This is a genomic window from Pedobacter sp. L105 (assembly GCF_009765875.1).
Taxonomy (GTDB): Bacteria; Bacteroidota; Bacteroidia; order Sphingobacteriales; family Sphingobacteriaceae; genus Pedobacter.
In genome coordinates, this window is record NZ_LMUP01000009.1 from 584,205 (window position 1) to 602,767 (window position 18,563).

Sequence of the window (18,563 nt, forward strand, 5' to 3'; positions counted from 1 at the left end):
GAATTGCCGATGAGTTTTTCTCCCCTATAAAATAACATTGTGATACTGAAAGCCCTTTGAGTGTTTTATCGGCCCTTCTGATCGGGTAATAGGTATGGACTTCAGGATTCGGATTACCCACAAATTTGATTCCTGCGATGTGCACATTGTTTTTCTCTACCAATAAAGCTTCGCAATGGGGGAACTGTAAGGTATCATTAGTACCGCATACGGATTGAATGACAGGCATTTTGTAAGGTTCATAACCAGCAGCCCCAGGCATAATGACTGCCTCAATGTTATAAGGCTGGTTATTCCCTGTTCCACCAGCTGTTTTGATATCTAGTTTATTCTTAATCACATAAAGGCCTGGATTTAAACGAATCACTACAGGCTGGTTTCCTTTGAAATCATGGGTTCTTCTGACGGCCTCTTCCAGGCTTGCCAGCGGGGCATCAACTGTTCCTTTCGCTCCGTTACGGCCTTTAGCAGCATCTACATAGAGGGTTTGACAATATGCCGGAGCCCCTAAACCAATAACGATAACAAAAAGGATCAATCCCTTTTTTATACTCAATGGCAGGACTATGTTAAAAGTTTTTATTTTCATCCGGCAATTGTAAAATGTATTCATCTTAAAATGAATTCATTTTTGGTTCATTTATTTTCATTTAATATCATCTTCATTTATAGCTGGTTAGGCTCAGATAAAATGAGCCGAATTTAGAGTGCTGATGAGCTCTGATTCTTAATTGTGAACAAAGGAAAATAATAGTACTGAGCGATCGCCAGTACTATTCCGGATATGAAATAACAGATAGCTAATTTAAAAGATCCATTTAATGAAACAGTTTACAATATGCTGAATTGATTTCAGCATTTTAAGTAAATTCACCTAATTCTGCGTTATATTAGTCATTTATTAATCTCCAAGTTGAGAAGAATCCGCCTTAAAATTTTTGCATGCTAAAATTCGACAGTATTTTAAACCATCCATCTATAAAAAGAAAAAGTACTTTATGGTTTGAGCTGATAGGGAGCCCTTCGATGTTCCCATTGGAAACCAGGATATTTCATTCTATCAGTATCGGTTTAATAATTCTGAATGGTATCTACGTTCCTTATAATTTTTATGAAGGTCTATATACTGGTTCTCTATCCGCGTTAATATTCGGCTTGTTTTTTTTCTACCAGTATTATTACTCCAGATTTCATGGCAAACAGTATAATAACGCGGTATTTGGGTTGATGGGTATCTTAATCTTTTCCGTCAATTATTTTACAAATTCGGGTATTGACGGGTCTACCGATTTAATATGGCCTGTATATCTGTTACTCGTATTTGCCATTTCACCTTATAGCCAGCACGCCAAATGGCTAATGATGTATTTGTTATGTTTTTTAATATTACACATTATTGAATTTGAGTATCCCTTTTTGGTAAAACATCCTTTTATTGCGGGCAGGGGGCAGTTTATTGATAGGGTTACAGCATTTCCTATCCCTGTAGTGGCGATATATATCATCATTAAATTCATCAGGCAGAGTTATGATAAAGAGAAGAAAGCTGCTGAAGAAAAAACACTGGCCGTAGAGATCAGCAAGGAACAGATCCTGGTGCAAAAAGATCTGCTGGAAAAAAGTAACGCAGAAAAAAATAAATTGATGTCGATCATATCGCACGACCTGCGGATGCCGCTGATGAATATACAGAACTACCTATTGTTACTGAATGAAAATGATGTGGAGAGTGCAGACCGCCCGGTACTGGAAAAATCATTGCTCAAAGCCACCGATAATGCTATGGAAATGCTTTCTAATCTGTTGTATTGGTCGAAATCACAAATGGAAGGCCCTTCAGTACATTTGCTGGAAGTAAATCTCCTTACCGTACTTTTAGGTACCCTGGAAATGGAAAAAACACATGCCTCAAAAAAGGATATCATCCTGAGCTATAACATTTCACCTCAACTGGTGATCATAGCTGATGTAGATATGCTTCAATTGGTGGTACGCAATCTAATCAGTAACGCGGTGAAGTTTACCCCATATGGAGGCCTGATAACTATAGACGCCCAAATAATAGCAGACGAATGTAGAATAACCGTCAACGACAACGGGAATGGTATGTCGCAAGATCAGCAGCAAAAGATTTTTTCCGTTAAGTCTGAACCCTCATTTGGTACCAATAATGAAAGGGGAGTTGGCTTAGGCCTGGTTTTGTGCAAGGAATTTACAGAGCGGCAGGGAGGCAGGATAGATTTCAAAAGTGATATGGGATTGGGTTCCAGCTTTTTTGTTTTTATGCCACTACAATAGCCTGCATTAAACAACTCTATCTATAGCTCCTGAAGCTGACGCTTTCCATCCATGGAAAGCAGCCTGATCATGAACCAGTTTTACTACTCCAACCGGATGGTTAATTTTTTCTATCAATTGCGGTGTGCTACTTTTGGCTTTGGCCATCCAGCTATCACGCAGGTCACTGCTGTAAAAATCTTGTTCATTGTCCCTACGGTACTAATCATGATGAAGAAAATTTATTCAGCTATAATTTTGAACGCTGCGAGACAGTAAATGCACGTTATGATTGATCAAGGCCCTCGTGGAAACTCGCAATTTTTATCAGGGTATCAATAAAACTATCGTATTTTTTTGCTCCAACCAATTTAATATATTCCTGGGATAACTCATCTGCCATTTTTTTTACTGCTGCATATAAAGCTTTGCCATCTTCAGTCAGGTAAATCATAATTGACCTTGCATCATTTTCATCTTTCCCGGTATAGGCTAAACCTAAATTTTCCAATTCTTTTACCGTTTTGCTAACACCTTGTTTGGTTACTTTTATCTTGTTCACCAGTTCGTGATTGGAAATACCAGTGTTTCCAATATTCATAAAATAAGGCAAAAAGGTCACGTTAAAATCTACAGCCGTCATTTCTGGCAAACGTAAAACTGCCCATTTATCAGTAAGGCGTTTAACATAATAGATTAACCTAAACATTAATCTTTCGTTATCATCAATCGGTTCCATGTTGTAAAATTAGGATTAAATCTCAACTATTACAGTAAAATTAAAATGTCATACCAATATCATTTTGATAATTTTGTAAAATAATAATGTAAACTTAGTTGACTAATATAGTCAACTAAGTTTACATTTGTGGTGTTAAATATGACTTATGGAACCAGAAGAAAAAATCCCGTCACCAACCAGTAAAGTATTAAAACCAATTCTTATTGGAGTAGCTGTTATTGTATTAGGTTATATCGCCTTTACAAAAATCGGCCACGCGCTAAAATATGAAGATACAGATAATGCCCAGATAGAATCTAATTCGGTACCTGTCCTTAGCAGGGTGTCCGGATATATTAGTGATTTTAAACTATTGGATTATCAGCAGGTTAAAAAAGGAGATACCATTGCTGTAATTGACGACCGCGAATACCTGCTGGCAGTGAAACAGGCAGAAGCTGATCTCTTAGCCGCCCAGGCCGATCTGACTAGCGCCGAATCAAAACTTCCTACCATTGGATCTGATAAAGATGTGGCTGCTGCGGACATCAGTGTGGAAGAAGTGACGCTGCAACAGGCTAAACGGGACATTGCCCGCGACGAATCTTTATTCAAAGAAGGTTCTATTACACAGCGTCAATATGAAAGAAGCAGGTCTTCTTATCAGACAGCAGTTCAAATGCTGGTTTCCAACAAGAGCAAGCTTAAGCAGGCCGGTATGCAAACAGGAAGTGCCAAAGCCCAGATCCAGCGTTCAAAAGCTACCATAGGGGCAAAGGAAATTGCGCTCGACCAAGCCAGGCTCAATCTTACTTATACAAAGATCATCGCACCGGCTAGTGGAAAGGTAGGCAAGACGAATCTTAAAACAGGCCAGTTTGTGCAACAAGGGCAGCAGTTATTTAGTGTAGTGAGTAACGACCGATACTGGATCGTGGCCAACTTTAAAGAAACGCAGATTGAATACATGAAAGTTGGTCAGACGGTAAAGATTGTCATCGATGGATATCCCGACCAGGATATCACCGGTAAAATTGCTGGTTTTAGTGATGCGACGGGTGCAAAATTCTCTTTGCTTCCTCCGGATAATTCTACAGGGAACTTTGTAAAAGTTACCCAGCGGGTTCCCGTCACAATTACTATTGACAAAGCAGAAACGCTGAAAGATATCCTGAAAGCCGGATTAAGCGTGGACGTGGATGTAAAAGTAAAATAGATGATTATTCTTTACTAAACACCTCAGAAAATGGATGGCAATAAAAATAAATTCATTAAAATAATCATTGTGATTACCTGTATCACGGCCGCGATCATGGAGTTGATCGATACTTCTATTGTCAACGTTGCCTTGAACAATATCAGCGGGACACTGGGGGCAACACTGGAGGATGCTTCATGGGTAGTAACAGCTTATGCAATTGCCAACGTAATCATTATCCCCTTAACGGGGTTTTTAAGCAGATATTTTGGCAGGAAGAATTACTATCTGGTATCTATCATCATCTTCACTTTTGCTTCTTATATGTGCGGCAATTCATCATCGCTTTGGATGCTGGTATTCTGGCGCTTTATGCAGGGAATAGGAGGTGGGGCACTGCTCTCTGTTTCGCAGGGGATATTGTTCGACCAGTTTAAACCAGAAGAGAAAGGTATCGCGGGCGGTATCTTCGGGATGGGGATCGTGATTGGGCCAACTATTGGCCCTATTCTGGGCGGTTATATCGTAGATAATTACCATTGGGCACTCATCTTTGATATCAATATTCCTATTGGTATTGCGGCAGCATTGCTTACCTGGAAGTTTGTGGACAGAAAACCTGATGAATACAATATTGATAAAAAATCTATCCCAATTGATTATGTAGGTATTCTATCACTTACCGTTGGTATTGGCGCTTTGCAGTATATTTTAGAAAAAGGACAGTCTGACGATTGGTTTGAAGATGAACTGATCCGTTACCTGAGCCTTGCGGTAGTAACTGGTTTAGGCCTGTTTATCTGGTGGGAACTGCATACTAAAAACCCGGCTATCAATTTAAGGGTGATGAAAAGCCGTAACCTGATCGGCAGTAATGTACTCACCTTTGTTTGTGGTTTTGGTTTGTTTGGCTCGGTTTATCTCTTTCCGGTAATGGTGCAGCGGGTAATGGGTTATACACCCACAGAAGCAGGGCTATCTATGATTCCAGGTGCATTGGTTACCATTTTTGCTATGCCTTTTATTGGTGCCGGTTTGGGTAAAGGGGTTAAGCCTATTTATTTCGTATCGCTGGGATTTGCCCTGTTCATTGCGCATGGTTATACTGCCTCACAGGCTGCTCCTGATGCCAATAAATGGTGGTTTATCATTACTCAGATTTGCCGCGGGGTAGGAACAGGCTGTTTGACAGTACCCTTATTAAGTCAGGCCGTAGTAGGACTAAAACCCTCGGACATGCCTTACGGGATATCACTGAATAATATGTTTCGCCAGCTGGGCGGAGCATTCGGTATAGCTATCATGAATACATATGCCACCAGACGTTTCGCCACTCACCGTTCGGATCTGGTATCCAATCTTCAGGGAAATAACCCTTTACTGATACAACGGATCAATGGTTTAACAAATGGAATGATCGCCAAAGGTATTAACCCTCACCTGGCCAGACAGGCTGCTTACAGTTCTCTGGATTATAGTGTATCTAATCAGGCACAGATGCAGGCCTACCTGGATGGTTTCCTGCTGATTGCTTTATTCTTTGTCTGCACAATTCCATTTATGCTGCTGCTTAAAAATGAAACAATGGATGCAGAAACAAGGGCAAGGGTAGCTGCAGCGGCGCATTAATATTAATCAAAAAAACATGAAAAAATTATTCACTATTATATTTATCCTTTCTGTTTCTTCAGCCTTGCGTGCTCAGGAAAACACAACAGATCTTAAAACACTAATCAACCAGTCCTTTGTTTATTTCCCGGAGTTTAAAGAACTGGGCCAGGCGCTGGATGTAGAACAGCAGCGCATTGAACTGGCAAAAGCAGCGGGGCTTCCTTCTGTAGAGGCCACGGGGAGTTACCGGTATATGAATCCTGTCTCCGAAATTAACCTTCCCCTGGCAAACCAGGTGGTTAATTTCCAAATTATGCCTAACAATAATTATAGTACCATGGTGAATGCCAGTTATGCACTTTGGGATTTTGGTGTGGTAAAAGCAGGAGTAGACCGTGCAAAAACTGGCCTCCAATATGCTAAGGATAACCTGGATTACAATCGTAATCAAATGGCTTTCCAGGTAAGCAGTATTTATTACCAGATAGCCTATTATAAAGAAGCGATTGCTATTCAGGATAGCGTAATTAACTTCCTCGACGCCAATAAAAAAGATACGGAAGTAAAATTTAAAAATGGGGATGCTTTAAAATATGACGTACTTTCTATTCAATCGAATATCGATCAGGAAGGTAATAGGAAAATAGACTTGCAAAATAGCCTGGATAAACAATATGCCTTGATGGAGTATACCACAGGCAGTAAAGTAACTCTTAGATCTTCAGATTTTGTCTTTCCTGTAGAAAACCACAAAAATACAGATGAAGCATTGGAAAATGCACAGAACAGTAACCCGGAATTTAAATTGATCAAAGACAAGATCCTGCAGGCCGAGGCCGACCTTAAAGTAAGCCGCACCAACGGAAAACCTTCTTTAACTTTAAATGCAGGGACAGGGTACGCCAATGGTTATACACCGGAGATTGACCAGTTCAGGTTCAACTATTCAGCAGGGATTACCCTCAACATACCTATTTATGCGGGCGGACGAGCTAGAAAACAAGTACGCTTATCAAAAAGCCAGGTCCTGCAAACGAGACTCTCTGAAGAAACATTAAATAACACCTATAGAAAAGATATTCAACAGGCATTGATAGATATCAACAGCAACAAATCAAGTCTGGTCAACGCGGCGCAACAGATCCAGGAAGCTAAGGAAGCACAAAAGCTGGCGCAAAGCAGATATAGAAATGGGATTGGAACAAATTTGGAGCTGACCAACGCCAGTACTAACGTTCAGCGGGCAGAATTAACCCACCTGCAGTATGAATATCAGCTTTGTATTGCACAGCTCGCAATGGCGAGGCTAACCGGAGTTCAATACTGGTAAGCTAAGCACATATTCTTGGAACCGTGAAATGATATTTTAATCCTGATTTAATTTTTTCAGCGTCCTGGTTGGATATTGCACTGGTCCTTAATTGACTTAATCGGGGCATTACAATAGCTAACCAGGATTATTATAAATGAGGTCTTTTTTATTTACAATTATACTAAGCAATATTATTTGGTACGGCCTTAAAGTATTTCTTTCGGAACCAAAAAGCTAAATTCACTAGCGCAATCAAAGCAGGTACCTCAACTAAAGGCCCAATAACACCTGCAAACGCTTCACCTGAATTTATTCCAAACACACCTATAGCAACTGCTATAGCCAATTCGAAGTTGTTTCCCGTTGCGGTGAACGCTATCGAAGTACTCCTTGAATAGTCGGCTCCGAAATAACGTCCGGCGAAAAAGCTAAATACAAACATAATGGAGAAATAGATCACTAATGGGATAGCAATCCTTACTACATCCATTGGAATGTGAACAATCAATTCGCCTTTGAGGCTAAACATGATCACAATGGTAAATAGCAGTGCGATAAGGGTAATTGGTGAAATAAAGGGTACAAATTTGTTTTGAAACCATTCTTCACCTTTTAAACTGATCAGGCTATAGCGTGTGATGAGACCCATCGCAAAAGGAAGCCCAAGATAAATACCTACGCTTTTAGCAATTTCTCCGATAGTAATATGAATTGTCAAACCTTTTAATCCAAAATATGGAGGAAGCACGGTGATGAAGACATAGGCTAACACACCATACAGCAATACCTGAAAAATACTGTTTAAGGCAATAAGGCCAGCTGCATATTCCCTGTTTCCCTCAGCCAGTTCATTCCATACCACCACCATTGCAATACATCTTGCAAGTCCGATCAAGATCAGTCCAGTCATATATTCAGGATAATCCCTCAGAAAGGTAATTGCCAGAAAAAACATCAGAAAAGGCCCGACAATCCAATTTAACAGCAATGAAACGGACAATACCTTAGTGTCTTTGAATACTTCTCTCATTTTTTCATATTTCACTTTCGACAATGGGGGATACATCATCAAAATTAAACCAATAGCGAGTGGAATATTAGTAGTGCCGCTTGAAAAAGAATTAATAAAACCAGAAGAGGAAGGAATAAAGAATCCTATAGAAATTCCTGCTCCCATTGCTACGAAAATCCATAAAGTGAGGAAGCGATCTAAAAAGCTAAGCTTTTTTCTTTCGCTAGCCGGTGCGCAAATGTTAGCTGACATTGATTTTTTTTATGTTGGATATTATACAATTGTTTATTGCTGTTTTACAATAATCATCTAAAGAGGATAAGGGCAATGAATCCCTATGGCGTAACCTGATTTTTAATTTGTGTCTGAACAAAATTCAATGAATAAACTTTAATTAAATCGCGGACCCTTCTAAATTCATCCATAATTTCTTCTGCTGATCCAGTTGCTTTTGCAGGGTCGGGGAAATTTTCGTGGAAACGTGTAACACCACCGGGGAAAAACGGACAAGCCTCATTTGCGTTATCACAAACAGTAATCACATCATCGAATTGAATAGATAGATATTCATCCACATGGTTTGACGTATGGCCAGAAATATCAATATGATCTTCTGCCATCACTTGGATTGCCTTTGGATTTACACCATGTGTTTCTATTCCTGCACTGTAGATCGTTGCTTTATCTCCGGCAAAGTACCTAAGGTATCCCTCTGCCAATTGGCTACGACAACTATTTCCTGTACATAACACTAATATGTTTTTCATCTATTTTCTTGCTTTAATCCGTTCATTTAATCAGTTTAACAACATCCGGAGCCTGGTGTACATACATCTCCGGTTATCGCCAGATTTTTTAATTCTACTTTAGGTTTTTCAGGAGCACAACATTCTTCACCAGCGGCTGTAATGCCGCAACTTCCACCTCTTTCAATGGCTTTACATTGTACCGCGTCAGGACGCAAGTCGATAATCAGATTTCCTTCAGAAATGATAAAACTATTCGGAAACATCTGCCTGGTATCAAATTGTGAATTCCCAAATTCAATTTTAACTGTGCCCAGTGGATTTAGAGGCAGTGATTTTTCAACAAGGTTTATGATAGATAAGGCTTTAGTTACGTCCATCGCTCTGTCCTGATCTTCATTTTGAGGTTCCCACAATTGTACGATGATTTCTGTCCAGCTATTCATCACGCCGCCACAATCTACAGACACAATCGGAGCCTGTTTTATTTCGGTGATATGGTAAGAAGCGTCCACCCATTTATTTTCTGCATATTGAAATTGCAATGTCAGGGCAGGATTTTCTTCCAAGGCTTCTTTAAAAGTTTTCCAATTTATTGCCTTTAATTTATCCATAATATTGATTTATATTGTCTGATTCTATTGTAATATTACGATCTATTTGTCCAAATTTTTTTAGCAGCAACCAGTTTTAAAATTGTAAGAATCGAAAAAGCCTGAAAGCTGCTTTCGCAGATCTGCCCAAATAACAGGGTTGATGCAATAACATACGGAGACACCTTCGATAGTACCTTGAATTATCCCTGAAGTTTTCAGCTCTTTCAAATGTTGGGAGATAGTGGCTTGCGCCAATCCTAACTCATCTACTAAATCTCCGCAAATACAAGCATTAGACTGAATGATGTATTGTAGGATAGCTATTCTTGCAGGATGGGCCATTGCTTTCAACAATACAGCCAGTCTGTTTTGCTCTTCAGTAAATATTTCTGATTTTGTAAGTCCCATAATCTATATTGCAATATTACGATTAATAATAGTGTGCTCCAAATGAAATAACAAATCACTCTAAAACATTGTAAAATGGATTAAATAATATGAACCTTCTACAGGGACTGCTAATAGTCCTGAAAGCATCTGATAGGAAGAATAATTTAATGACATAACTTAAACAATACTTTCTATGAAATATAAGCGTTGGGTTATACCTTTGAGTCATCAGATGATAGGATCAATATGAGTGAATTAATTGTTAGAAAAAGCCTTTCAGAAGTAGTTGCAGAACGATTGCAGGAACAGATTGTATCTGGTGCTTATAAACTGGAGCAGCAATTACCTACTGAACCTGAACTGATGAAAGAGTTTGGAGTAGGACGATCCAGCATCAGGGAAGCTATCCGTAAATTAGAAAATATTGGTACGGTGCGGGTACAGCAGGGGGTAGGTACTTTTGTAGCTTCAAAAAATACGGTAGCTGAACCATTATCAAAACGTTTGCATACAGCAAGGGATAAAGATGTAGAGGAAGTCCGGGAGTTGCTTGAACTTAAGATTGTTGAAAAAGCAGCGCTTAACCGTACAAAAAAAGATATAGCAAATATACAAAGCTGCCTGGAGAAAAGGAATAAAGCCGCAGATCAGAACAATTTGGCACTTTGGCTGGAAGAAGATATCAATTTTCACATCAGTATTGCAGAGGCCTGTAAGAACCCAATACTGGTAGAATTATATAAAACCTTTGCAGAACAACAGCTAAAAAAATCTATTGGTGATCAATATGCAGCCCCAATATCTATGCATCGTTTAACGCTGCTGCATAAAGAACTATTGGAGAGTATTATTGAACAGGATACTGAAAAAGCAGTTAAAATAAGTTTAACAATGCACAAAAAACCTTAAAAGGTTTAACTATAGTCATCAGATGAACTGATGTATTGTGGTGGTAATTTATAAATAAATCTGACATCTTTTCACTCAAATCATCAGATGAACTGATGTATAGATCTTAATTAAATATGAAAACTGTTTTTCTATTTCCGGGTCAGGGCTCTCAGAGAGCAGGTATGTTAAAGGAACTTCCTTTAAATGATCCTGCAGTAGCGGAGATCTTCGGCATCGCTGAAAAAGTATTGGGTGTGTCTGTTTATACCCTGGATACGGAAGAAAGATTAACATCAACAGTCTACGTGCAGCTGTGCCTGTTGATTATTGGTGTGGTTTCTGCAAAAAGGCTATTGGCTAAAGGTATTAAAGCAGATTATGTAGCCGGACATTCTGTAGGTGCCTTTGCTGCCGCAGTTGTAGCTGAGGTGCTATCTTTTGAGCAGGCATTAAGGCTAGTGCATAAACGGGGAATGCTGATGGAACAAGCCTACCCTAAAGGTTATGGAATGGCGGCAATGGTAGGGTTCTCAGCAACGCGCCTGCAGGCTTATATACAAGAGCACAATGCCGCTCATCCGGAAGTTTACCTGTCCAATATCAATACTGCTGATCAGCAGGTGGTAGCAGGGGAAATCGAAAGCCTGAATAGCCTGATAATAACCTTACAAAAAGCCGGCATCAGAAAAGCACAGCTGCTCAATGTATCAGTGCCCTCACATTGTCCCTTGCTGGATGATGTATCAGTGGCTTTGGCAAAACAATTAGCCCCGCTGCAGTTATCAGAACCACAAATTCCATATGCATCCAATCATAACGGCAGGTTATTAAAAACCGCGGAAGCGATCAAAACCGATTTATGGAAAAGTGTGGCTGCAACAGTAAGATGGTATGACGCCACTACGCTGCTTTATGAATTGGGCGCAAGGATTTTTATAGAAATGGCTCCTTCGGGAGTACTGTCAAAAATGGCTGGGTCAACCTTTCCTGAAGCGCAGGTGATAGAACTGGAAGAAACAAATATCGATACCGTTGTCTGGTTATGGAACAACTATCAGCATGAACAAAATTAATATCAATTACATATAAATAACAGGAGGTTAAAATGTCTGGAACGTCATGGACTACAAAGCGCGATGAAAAAGCACGCAGGATTAAAAGCATTGCACATTTAACAACTAATTCAGTGCTCAAAAAAGAGAACATAGTGGAAGCACTGGAGCATTTGCTTCAGCCTGGAGACCGTGTGGTATTGGAAGGTGATAACCAGAAGCAGGCGTCTTTTTTATCAGAATCATTGGCTCAGGTCGATGCTAAAAAGGTAAACAACCTGCATATGATCATGTCCAGCATATCACGCCCCGAACATTTGGATGTTTTTGAAAAAGGTATTGCAAAAAAGATAGATTTCTCATTTTCAGGGCCTCAAAGCCTTCGTGTTTCACAAATGATAGAGGATAATACATTAGAAATTGGCGGTATCCACACTTATCTGGAATTGTATGGCCGGTTATTCATTGATCTGATCCCTAACGTGGCTCTGGTGGCTGCGGATAAGGCCGACCGTTTCGGTAATTTATACACAGGTCCCAATACAGAAGAAACGCCTGCCATTGTGGAAGCAACAGCTTTTAAAGATGGAATTGTCATTGTTCAGGTAAACGAAATCGTAGACGTACTGCCAAGGATAGATATTCCGGGTTCATGGGTAGACTTTGTAGTGGAGGCCGATAAACCTTATCAGTTAGAAGCACTATTTACACGTGATCCTAAATTAATTACAGAATTACATATTCTGATTGGTATGATGACTATCCGTGGTGTATATGAAAAACACAAGGTAAAAACACTGAACCATGGTATAGGTTTTAATACTGCTGCTATTGAATTACTGCTGCCTACGTACGCAGAAAAATTAGGTTTGAAAGGCAAAATTGCTACCAACTGGGTTTTAAATCCTCATCCAACGCTGATCCCTGCTATTGAGAGTGGTTGGGTAGACACAGTACACTGTTTTGGAGGCGAGGTAGGGATGGAAGCCTACTGCGCGGCAAGACCTGATGTTTTCTTTACCGGTAAAGACGGGTCCCTTCGTTCAAACCGTGCTTTTGCGCAGGTAGCCGGGCAGTATGCGGTGGATATGTTTGTAGGTTCTACGTTGCAGATAGACAGGAATGGAAATTCATCTACTGTGATCTCCGGAAGGCTGGCAGGTTTTGGCGGCGCGCCGAACATGGGGCATGACCCAAGGGGGCGAAGACATTCGTCTGAAGCCTGGCTGGATATGATCACTACAAATGATCCACTGGCTAAGGGACGCAAGTTAGTAGTACAAACTGTAGAAACTTTCCAGAATGGCAATACACCGGTTTTTGTTGAAACCCTGGATGCCATTGAAGTAGCCAAAAAAGCCCATCTGGATATTGCCCCTGTGATGATTTATGGTGACGACGTTACCCATGTGGTCACAGAAGAAGGCGTGGCTTACATCTATAAAGCAGAGGGCGAAGAGGAACGCCGCCAGGCATTGAGTGCTATTGCCGGGGTAACACCTGTTGGGCTTACCGCAAACGCCGGTATCATCCGTTCTTTAAGAGAAAAAGGCGTGGTAGCTTATCCTGAAGATCTGGGGGTACAGCGTACGGAAGCAAAACGTTCCCTGTTAGCTGCTAAAACTGTACAGGAACTGGTAGAATGGTCTGGAGGTTTATATAACCCGCCGGCAAAATTCAAAAACTGGTAATCTAACCTTTCGTCTATTAAAATATCAGCTTATGTTAATTCTTCAAAGTATAAATCCGGCAACAAAAATTGCAAAGCAACTGGCCCGGTTTGCGGTAGAAGCACTGCTGGAAGAAGTACGGCTTAGTCCTAAACCGGGTCTGGTAGATAGCTATAACAACGGATGTCATCATGACCTGACATTGGAACTGATGGAAAAATCTGCCATTTCATTATACATCACTTTTTATGAGATGGCCATTGCGTCGATAGAGAAAGAGCCTTCTCAATACCTGAGAGAGCAGCTGGCAGCCATAGGCCGTTATGGCGAGCAAAAGATGCTGGAAGTTACCGGACAGGTCAACACCCATAAGGGCGCCATCTGGACATTAGGACTATTGACAGGCGCTGCGGGAATGCTGCTTTCACATAAAACTGCTAAGAATGTTACGCTCAATGCGCTGCTTTCTGCCGCTGGTGCTATTGCCGGCTTCGAAGACCGGTTTATGCCTGTGCATCAAACCAATGGTACTAAAGTACGTAAACGTTATCCTGTGCGCAGTGCTCGTGAGGAAGCTATCGCATGTTTTCCTGCATTGCAGCAAATAGCTTTCCCGGCATGGAAAAAGTATAACGATGAACCTGAAGATATACGAACGTTAAATGTGCTGCTTGCTTTAATGGCCGTGACAGATGACACCTGCATTCTTAACAGAAGTGATATGGATGTTTTACATGAAATGCAGCATAGGGCTCAGGACATCCTGAATAAAGGCGGCCTGGGTTTGATTGCAAACCAGGAAGCTTACCTGCTCCTTGATGGATACATTACCACTCACTGGATATCGCCCGGTGGCAGTGCAGATCTGCTGGCAGCGACAATCTTTTTACAAAAAATATTACACCATAAAATTTAAATCGGATGGAATCATTTTCTTTCAAATACCCTGCGGGTAAAAAAGTTGCGCAAAGGGCCCACGTCGGGGTAGTTGGTTCAGGCGACCTGGAAATACTCCTGGAACCAGGAAATAACAATCAAACAGAATTTATTGTACGTACTGCTGCTGATGGCTTTCAGGAAATATGGAAAGCTGTATTTGAGCGTTTTATAGCGCTTAATGATATTGATGCTGTAGTTACGCTGAACGACTTTGGCGCTACCCCCGGCGTAGTGAGCCTGCGCCTGGCACAAGTACTCGAACTTGCAAATAAAATCAAATAATCATGATGAACACAAGCTTTATAGAGTTAAAAGGACGCGAGCGTGCCCTGGCTCTGCTGGATGAAAATAGTTTTAATGAGTTATTAGGCCCTTTTGATCAATTGGAATCGCCGCACCTCGCCCCACAAGGTATTGTGCCGGAGAGTGATGATGGATTGGTGATTGCCCGTGGCACCTTTAACGGTCAGGAAATGATAGTCCTTTCTATAGAAGGGGCCTTTCAGGGCGGCGGTGTAGGCGAGGTTTGCGGAAGTAAAATCGCAGGGTCCCTGGAAAGGGTACTGGCCGACAATAAAAACGGCAAAAAGATCATTCCTGTGATCATTTTTGATACAGGCGGTGTTCGTTTACAGGAAGCAAACTACGGCTTGCTGATCATTTCAGAAATTCAGTCGGCCATTGTAGCCTTGCGTGATTACGTGCCCGTTATCGGGTTAATTCCGGGGAATGTAGGCAGCTTTGGCGGCATGTCTATTACGGCAGCATTATGCTCTGATCTGATCATGACCAATACCGCGCGGTTTGGGTTGAACGGCCCGGAGGTCATTGAGCAGGAAGCAGGTATACAGGAATTTAATTCCCGCGACCGTAAACTGATCTGGGATACTATTGGTGGGAAAGCACGTTTTGAAACAGGACTGGTTGATCAGCTGGTGGAAGATGATATTACCGCTTTCAGAGCGGCAATTCAAACCGCTATAGATAAAAAACCAACTACACCGCGTACCCATCAGGTAGAACGTTTTCTTTCTGCCATTAATCAGCTGGATCCTAAGGTTAAACATACCAGAACTGAAGTAATTGGTTATCTGAATAATCCGGTGAACGAAGTGCCGGTTATTGAAGATGCGAAAACCCCCGGCCGCGGACGCACCTGGTTTGCTGCGCTTACAGCTAACGCTGTTTCAGTGAGTGATTTTCCAGGTGTATTGGTGGCAGATATACCATTCAATGGTAAACTGACCAGATTTATCGCCGTTGTCTCCAATGCAAGTAACCGCTATCCGCGTGCAGTACATGGAGAAGTGGGGCTGCAGGAAGGTTGGGTACTGGCAAAATATATCCGTCAGGCAATTGAAGAGGATGCCACAAATGCAGTAAAAAGGAATATCGTAGCTATTATTGACGTGCCAAGTCAGGCTTATGGTTATAATGAAGAGATGTTAGGTATCCATTATGCCTGTGCTGCAAGTACAGATGCTTATGCTACAGCAAGGTTAAGAGGCCATGCTGTAACGGGTTTAATTGTAGGGAATGCAATATCAGGCGCATTTTTGGCGCATGGTTTACAATCCAGCCGTCTGATTGCCTTGAACGATCAGGAAATTAATGTACAGGCGATGTCTAAACAGTCTGCTGCGCGAATCACTAAAAGAACTATAGCAGAACTGGAAGAGGCGACTAAAAAAGTGCCTGCCATGGCTTATGATATTGTTAACTTTTATTCGCTTGGTGCAGTTGATGTATTAATTGATGGCATAAATGCAGATGCACCGGATGCAGATGCTGTAAAAAAAGTAAACGATGAATTGGCAAAAGCAATAACGGCTGGCGATTTTACTCTTGGCCAGCGCCTGAAAACTGAACCGGCGATAACAAAGGGAAGAATAAGTTCAATTTTAGTACGTACAAAACTAGCCGAACAGTGGAACTAAACCCGCATGATCTGCTGCGTATTCAAGGAATGGAAGACCTGTATTCAGGTTGCCCATTTCCTGATTGGGTACGAGTTGCATTGGTAAAAGCTCCTTATGTAGTGGTACGAAGGGCAGAACATATTATTGATGGTGTTCCGGTAGGCATACGGGGAGCAGAAAGAGGGCAGCGCTTTGCAGCATGGCTTCATCCGGACAAAATACTGGAAGTGATTACACCGGGTTCCCTGATCAATCCTGCACATTGGAAGATAGCTTATCCGTTTACTATGCCGGCAACTATCCAGACTTTAACATTGATCGCACCGGTAATGCAGATGACTGGATATGGATGGGGGCCAACGGGCAGTTCCGGTTTTGAACTGGCGACAGGTATTTCCTCCATTAAAGACACGAGTGACCTTGATCTGGTAATCCATCTGCCGGAAAAAATAACCAAACAACAGGGAAGTTCATTGCTGGAGCAGCTGGAAAAGTTATCACTGGTAGGGCTGGATATACAAATGAATACGCCAGCGGGAGGGGTAGCAATCAGAGAATACATTTTAGCTGAACAGGTTCTGGTAAAAACCTCAACTGCACCGGTTTTACAGGACGCAAATTGCTTATGGTCTTAAACAATATCATGATTACAGAAAAAAGTGCGCTGCAATATTTGCCCGTAGGTTGTTTGGATCAACGTTAAATTGAAATACTGATAATCACAGACAAAACCCGAAAAAATCAGACAGGATTACTATTCTCGCAGAATGAACGTTTTACCACGATGTACAAGATCTGAAGCAGCAGCCTAGACGTTATGCGAAGAAAGAAGTAAAGGAAGTGGATGCGAACTGTTTATTTTTAATACTAAAGTAGAAATGGATGACATTATTGTATTTTTTGAAGTGTTTATTTGTGCAGAAGCTTTTAATTGCATCAGGATGCAAAACATACAAAGGTTTTTCTTGATTTTCTGAAGGGTAATTAGTAGGTGATGGTTCTCATCTTATCCTTTTAAATCAGGTTGAAGATTAATAATAAATTATAAAAAAAATGGAATACAGACAGTTAGGAAACTCGGGCCTAAGGGTACCCGTATTAAGTTTTGGTACAGCTACTTTTGGTGGTACCAATGATTTTTTCAAAGCCTGGGGAAATACACAGGTAGATGAGGCTACGCGTTTGGTTAACCTGTGTCTTGATGCAGGTGTTAGCCTTTTTGATACAGCAAATGGTTACTCCAATGGCACTTCAGAAGAAATTCTGGGTAAAGCTTTAACAGGACTGAGGGATAAGGTGTTGATTTCTACCAAAGCTACTTTCCCACTGGGAGATGGTATTAATGACTATGGTTCTTCCCGTATCAATCTGATTAACGCTTGTGAAGCTAGTTTAAAAAGACTGGGTACCGACCATATTGATATTTATCATATGCATGGTTTTGATGCCAATACGCCTATAGAAGAAACACTTAAAGCGCTGGAAACCCTTGTGCAAAGTGGTAAAGTACGTTACATTGCCTGTTCTAATTTTTCTGGGTGGCACCTGATGAAATCATTGTCCATATCAGAACGTTACGGATGGTCGAAATATATTGCTCATCAGGCTTATTATTCATTGCTCGACCGCGATTTTGAATGGGAATTAATGCCTTTAGGAATTGAAGAAAAAGTGGGTACCATTGTATGGAGTCCTTTATCAAGTGGAAAATTAACAGGTAAGTATCGTCGTGGTCAGTCGTACCCTTCAGATGCAAGAGTTGCCCAGGGTGGTAACCCTGTAATCGGTACTTCAGTTGATGATGAGCGTTTATATAACATTGTTGATGTTTTAGATGAGTTAGCTGAAGAAACCGGTAAAACAATTTCCCAGATCTCTTTGAACTGGTTATTACAGCGTCCAACCGTGGCCAATATTATTATTGGTGCGAGAAATGAAGAGCAGCTAAAGCAAAACCTGGAAGCAGTAGGATGGAACCTAACTACCGATCAGGTGAAAAGGCTGGATGCTGCCAGTGATATTCGCCCTGTTTATCCATACTGGCATCAGCGCCAGTTTCCAATGCTGAATACAGCACCGGATTTGTACAAATAATTTAAGATAAGATATACTATTTATTACCAGGCCGGGAACTAAGTTCCCGGTTTTTTTATAAGACTAAACTTGGGCTTTGAAATAACTGGATTTGTCCCAGGCAAAGAATGGCAAGATTGTAGCACTGGTACAGAT

Annotated in this window: 19 protein-coding genes; 12 read left to right on the forward strand and 7 right to left on the reverse strand. The window is 41.1% G+C overall.

Annotation, left to right across the window (positions count from 1 at the left end):
- Positions 1-589 (reverse strand): hypothetical protein (locus GSQ84_RS20910; protein WP_158799279.1); only part of this gene is annotated, 589 nt, incomplete at its 3' end.
- A gap of 353 nt (positions 590-942) precedes the next feature.
- Between GSQ84_RS20910 and GSQ84_RS20915 the strand changes: the two genes are divergently transcribed.
- A complete protein-coding gene (locus GSQ84_RS20915) occupies positions 943-2,298 on the forward strand; it encodes a sensor histidine kinase KdpD (protein ID WP_158799280.1) in 1,356 nt (451 codons plus the stop codon).
- Between the two features lie 6 nt (positions 2,299-2,304).
- On the opposite strand, the gene GSQ84_RS20920 is transcribed toward GSQ84_RS20915, so the two are convergent.
- Positions 2,305-2,445, reverse strand: a complete 141-nt coding sequence (locus tag GSQ84_RS20920; RefSeq protein ID WP_158799281.1) for a hypothetical protein — start codon at positions 2,443-2,445, stop codon at positions 2,305-2,307.
- 118 nt (positions 2,446-2,563) lie between these two features.
- Complete coding sequence (locus GSQ84_RS20925; protein ID WP_158799282.1) at positions 2,564-3,016, reverse strand: MarR family winged helix-turn-helix transcriptional regulator; 453 nt, start codon at positions 3,014-3,016, stop codon at positions 2,564-2,566.
- A 148-nt stretch (positions 3,017-3,164) separates the two neighbouring features.
- Between GSQ84_RS20925 and GSQ84_RS20930 the strand changes: the two genes are divergently transcribed.
- The 3 genes from GSQ84_RS20930 to GSQ84_RS20940 are packed head-to-tail and all read left to right on the forward strand — an operon-like array spanning position 3,165 to position 7,137.
- Positions 3,165-4,214: an HlyD family secretion protein gene (locus tag GSQ84_RS20930; RefSeq protein ID WP_158799283.1), complete on the forward strand. Its 1,050-nt coding sequence runs from the start codon at positions 3,165-3,167 to the stop codon at positions 4,212-4,214.
- A gap of 30 nt (positions 4,215-4,244) precedes the next feature.
- Positions 4,245-5,825, forward strand: coding sequence for a DHA2 family efflux MFS transporter permease subunit (locus GSQ84_RS20935; protein ID WP_158799284.1), 1,581 nt, complete (start codon positions 4,245-4,247; stop codon positions 5,823-5,825).
- A 16-nt stretch (positions 5,826-5,841) separates the two neighbouring features.
- Positions 5,842-7,137, forward strand: coding sequence for a TolC family protein (locus GSQ84_RS20940; protein ID WP_158799285.1), 1,296 nt, complete (start codon positions 5,842-5,844; stop codon positions 7,135-7,137).
- Positions 7,138-7,300: 163 nt separating this feature from the next.
- Here the strand turns inward: GSQ84_RS20940 and arsB are convergent, their stop codons facing one another.
- The 4 genes from arsB to GSQ84_RS20960 form a co-directional block, all read right to left on the reverse strand.
- The gene (gene arsB, locus GSQ84_RS20945) at positions 7,301-8,383 is read right to left on the reverse strand and encodes an ACR3 family arsenite efflux transporter (RefSeq protein WP_158799286.1); all 1,083 of its coding nucleotides are present in this window, start codon (positions 8,381-8,383) and stop codon (positions 7,301-7,303) included.
- 83 nt (positions 8,384-8,466) lie between these two features.
- Positions 8,467-8,898 carry an arsenate reductase ArsC gene (locus tag GSQ84_RS20950; protein ID WP_158799287.1) on the reverse strand — a complete coding sequence of 144 codons (432 nt, stop codon included), beginning with the start codon at positions 8,896-8,898 and terminating at the stop codon, positions 8,467-8,469.
- A 35-nt stretch (positions 8,899-8,933) separates the two neighbouring features.
- The gene (locus GSQ84_RS20955; RefSeq protein WP_158799288.1) at positions 8,934-9,491 is read right to left on the reverse strand and encodes a DUF6428 family protein; all 558 of its coding nucleotides are present in this window, start codon (positions 9,489-9,491) and stop codon (positions 8,934-8,936) included.
- 60 nt (positions 9,492-9,551) lie between these two features.
- Positions 9,552-9,881, reverse strand: coding sequence for a helix-turn-helix transcriptional regulator (locus GSQ84_RS20960; protein ID WP_158799289.1), 330 nt, complete (start codon positions 9,879-9,881; stop codon positions 9,552-9,554).
- Between the two features lie 228 nt (positions 9,882-10,109).
- Between GSQ84_RS20960 and GSQ84_RS20965 the strand changes: the two genes are divergently transcribed.
- The 8 genes from GSQ84_RS20965 (at position 10,110) to GSQ84_RS21000 (ending at position 18,428) form a co-directional block, all read left to right on the forward strand.
- The gene (locus tag GSQ84_RS20965; RefSeq protein WP_158799290.1) at positions 10,110-10,772 is read left to right on the forward strand and encodes a FadR/GntR family transcriptional regulator; all 663 of its coding nucleotides are present in this window, start codon (positions 10,110-10,112) and stop codon (positions 10,770-10,772) included.
- Positions 10,773-10,888: 116 nt separating this feature from the next.
- Positions 10,889-11,827: a malonate decarboxylase subunit epsilon gene (gene mdcH, locus GSQ84_RS20970; protein ID WP_158799291.1), complete on the forward strand. Its 939-nt coding sequence runs from the start codon at positions 10,889-10,891 to the stop codon at positions 11,825-11,827.
- A 32-nt stretch (positions 11,828-11,859) separates the two neighbouring features.
- Positions 11,860-13,497 carry a malonate decarboxylase subunit alpha gene (gene mdcA / locus GSQ84_RS20975; protein WP_158799292.1) on the forward strand — a complete coding sequence of 546 codons (1,638 nt, stop codon included), beginning with the start codon at positions 11,860-11,862 and terminating at the stop codon, positions 13,495-13,497.
- 31 nt (positions 13,498-13,528) lie between these two features.
- Positions 13,529-14,392, forward strand: a complete 864-nt coding sequence (locus GSQ84_RS20980) for a triphosphoribosyl-dephospho-CoA synthase (RefSeq protein ID WP_158799293.1) — start codon at positions 13,529-13,531, stop codon at positions 14,390-14,392.
- A 5-nt stretch (positions 14,393-14,397) separates the two neighbouring features.
- Entirely contained in the window at positions 14,398-14,697 is a 300-nt protein-coding gene (locus GSQ84_RS20985; protein WP_158799294.1) for a malonate decarboxylase subunit delta, read from the forward strand.
- 2 nt (positions 14,698-14,699) lie between these two features.
- Positions 14,700-16,352, forward strand: coding sequence for a biotin-independent malonate decarboxylase subunit beta (locus GSQ84_RS20990; RefSeq protein ID WP_216849004.1), 1,653 nt, complete (start codon positions 14,700-14,702; stop codon positions 16,350-16,352).
- Positions 16,343-16,969 carry a malonate decarboxylase holo-ACP synthase gene (locus tag GSQ84_RS20995; protein ID WP_158799295.1) on the forward strand — a complete coding sequence of 209 codons (627 nt, stop codon included), beginning with the start codon at positions 16,343-16,345 and terminating at the stop codon, positions 16,967-16,969. Before GSQ84_RS20990 ends, GSQ84_RS20995 begins: the two co-directional genes overlap by 10 nt.
- A 418-nt stretch (positions 16,970-17,387) precedes the next feature.
- Positions 17,388-18,428 carry an aldo/keto reductase gene (locus GSQ84_RS21000; RefSeq protein ID WP_158799296.1) on the forward strand — a complete coding sequence of 347 codons (1,041 nt, stop codon included), beginning with the start codon at positions 17,388-17,390 and terminating at the stop codon, positions 18,426-18,428.
- Positions 18,429-18,563: the final 135 nt, after the last annotated feature.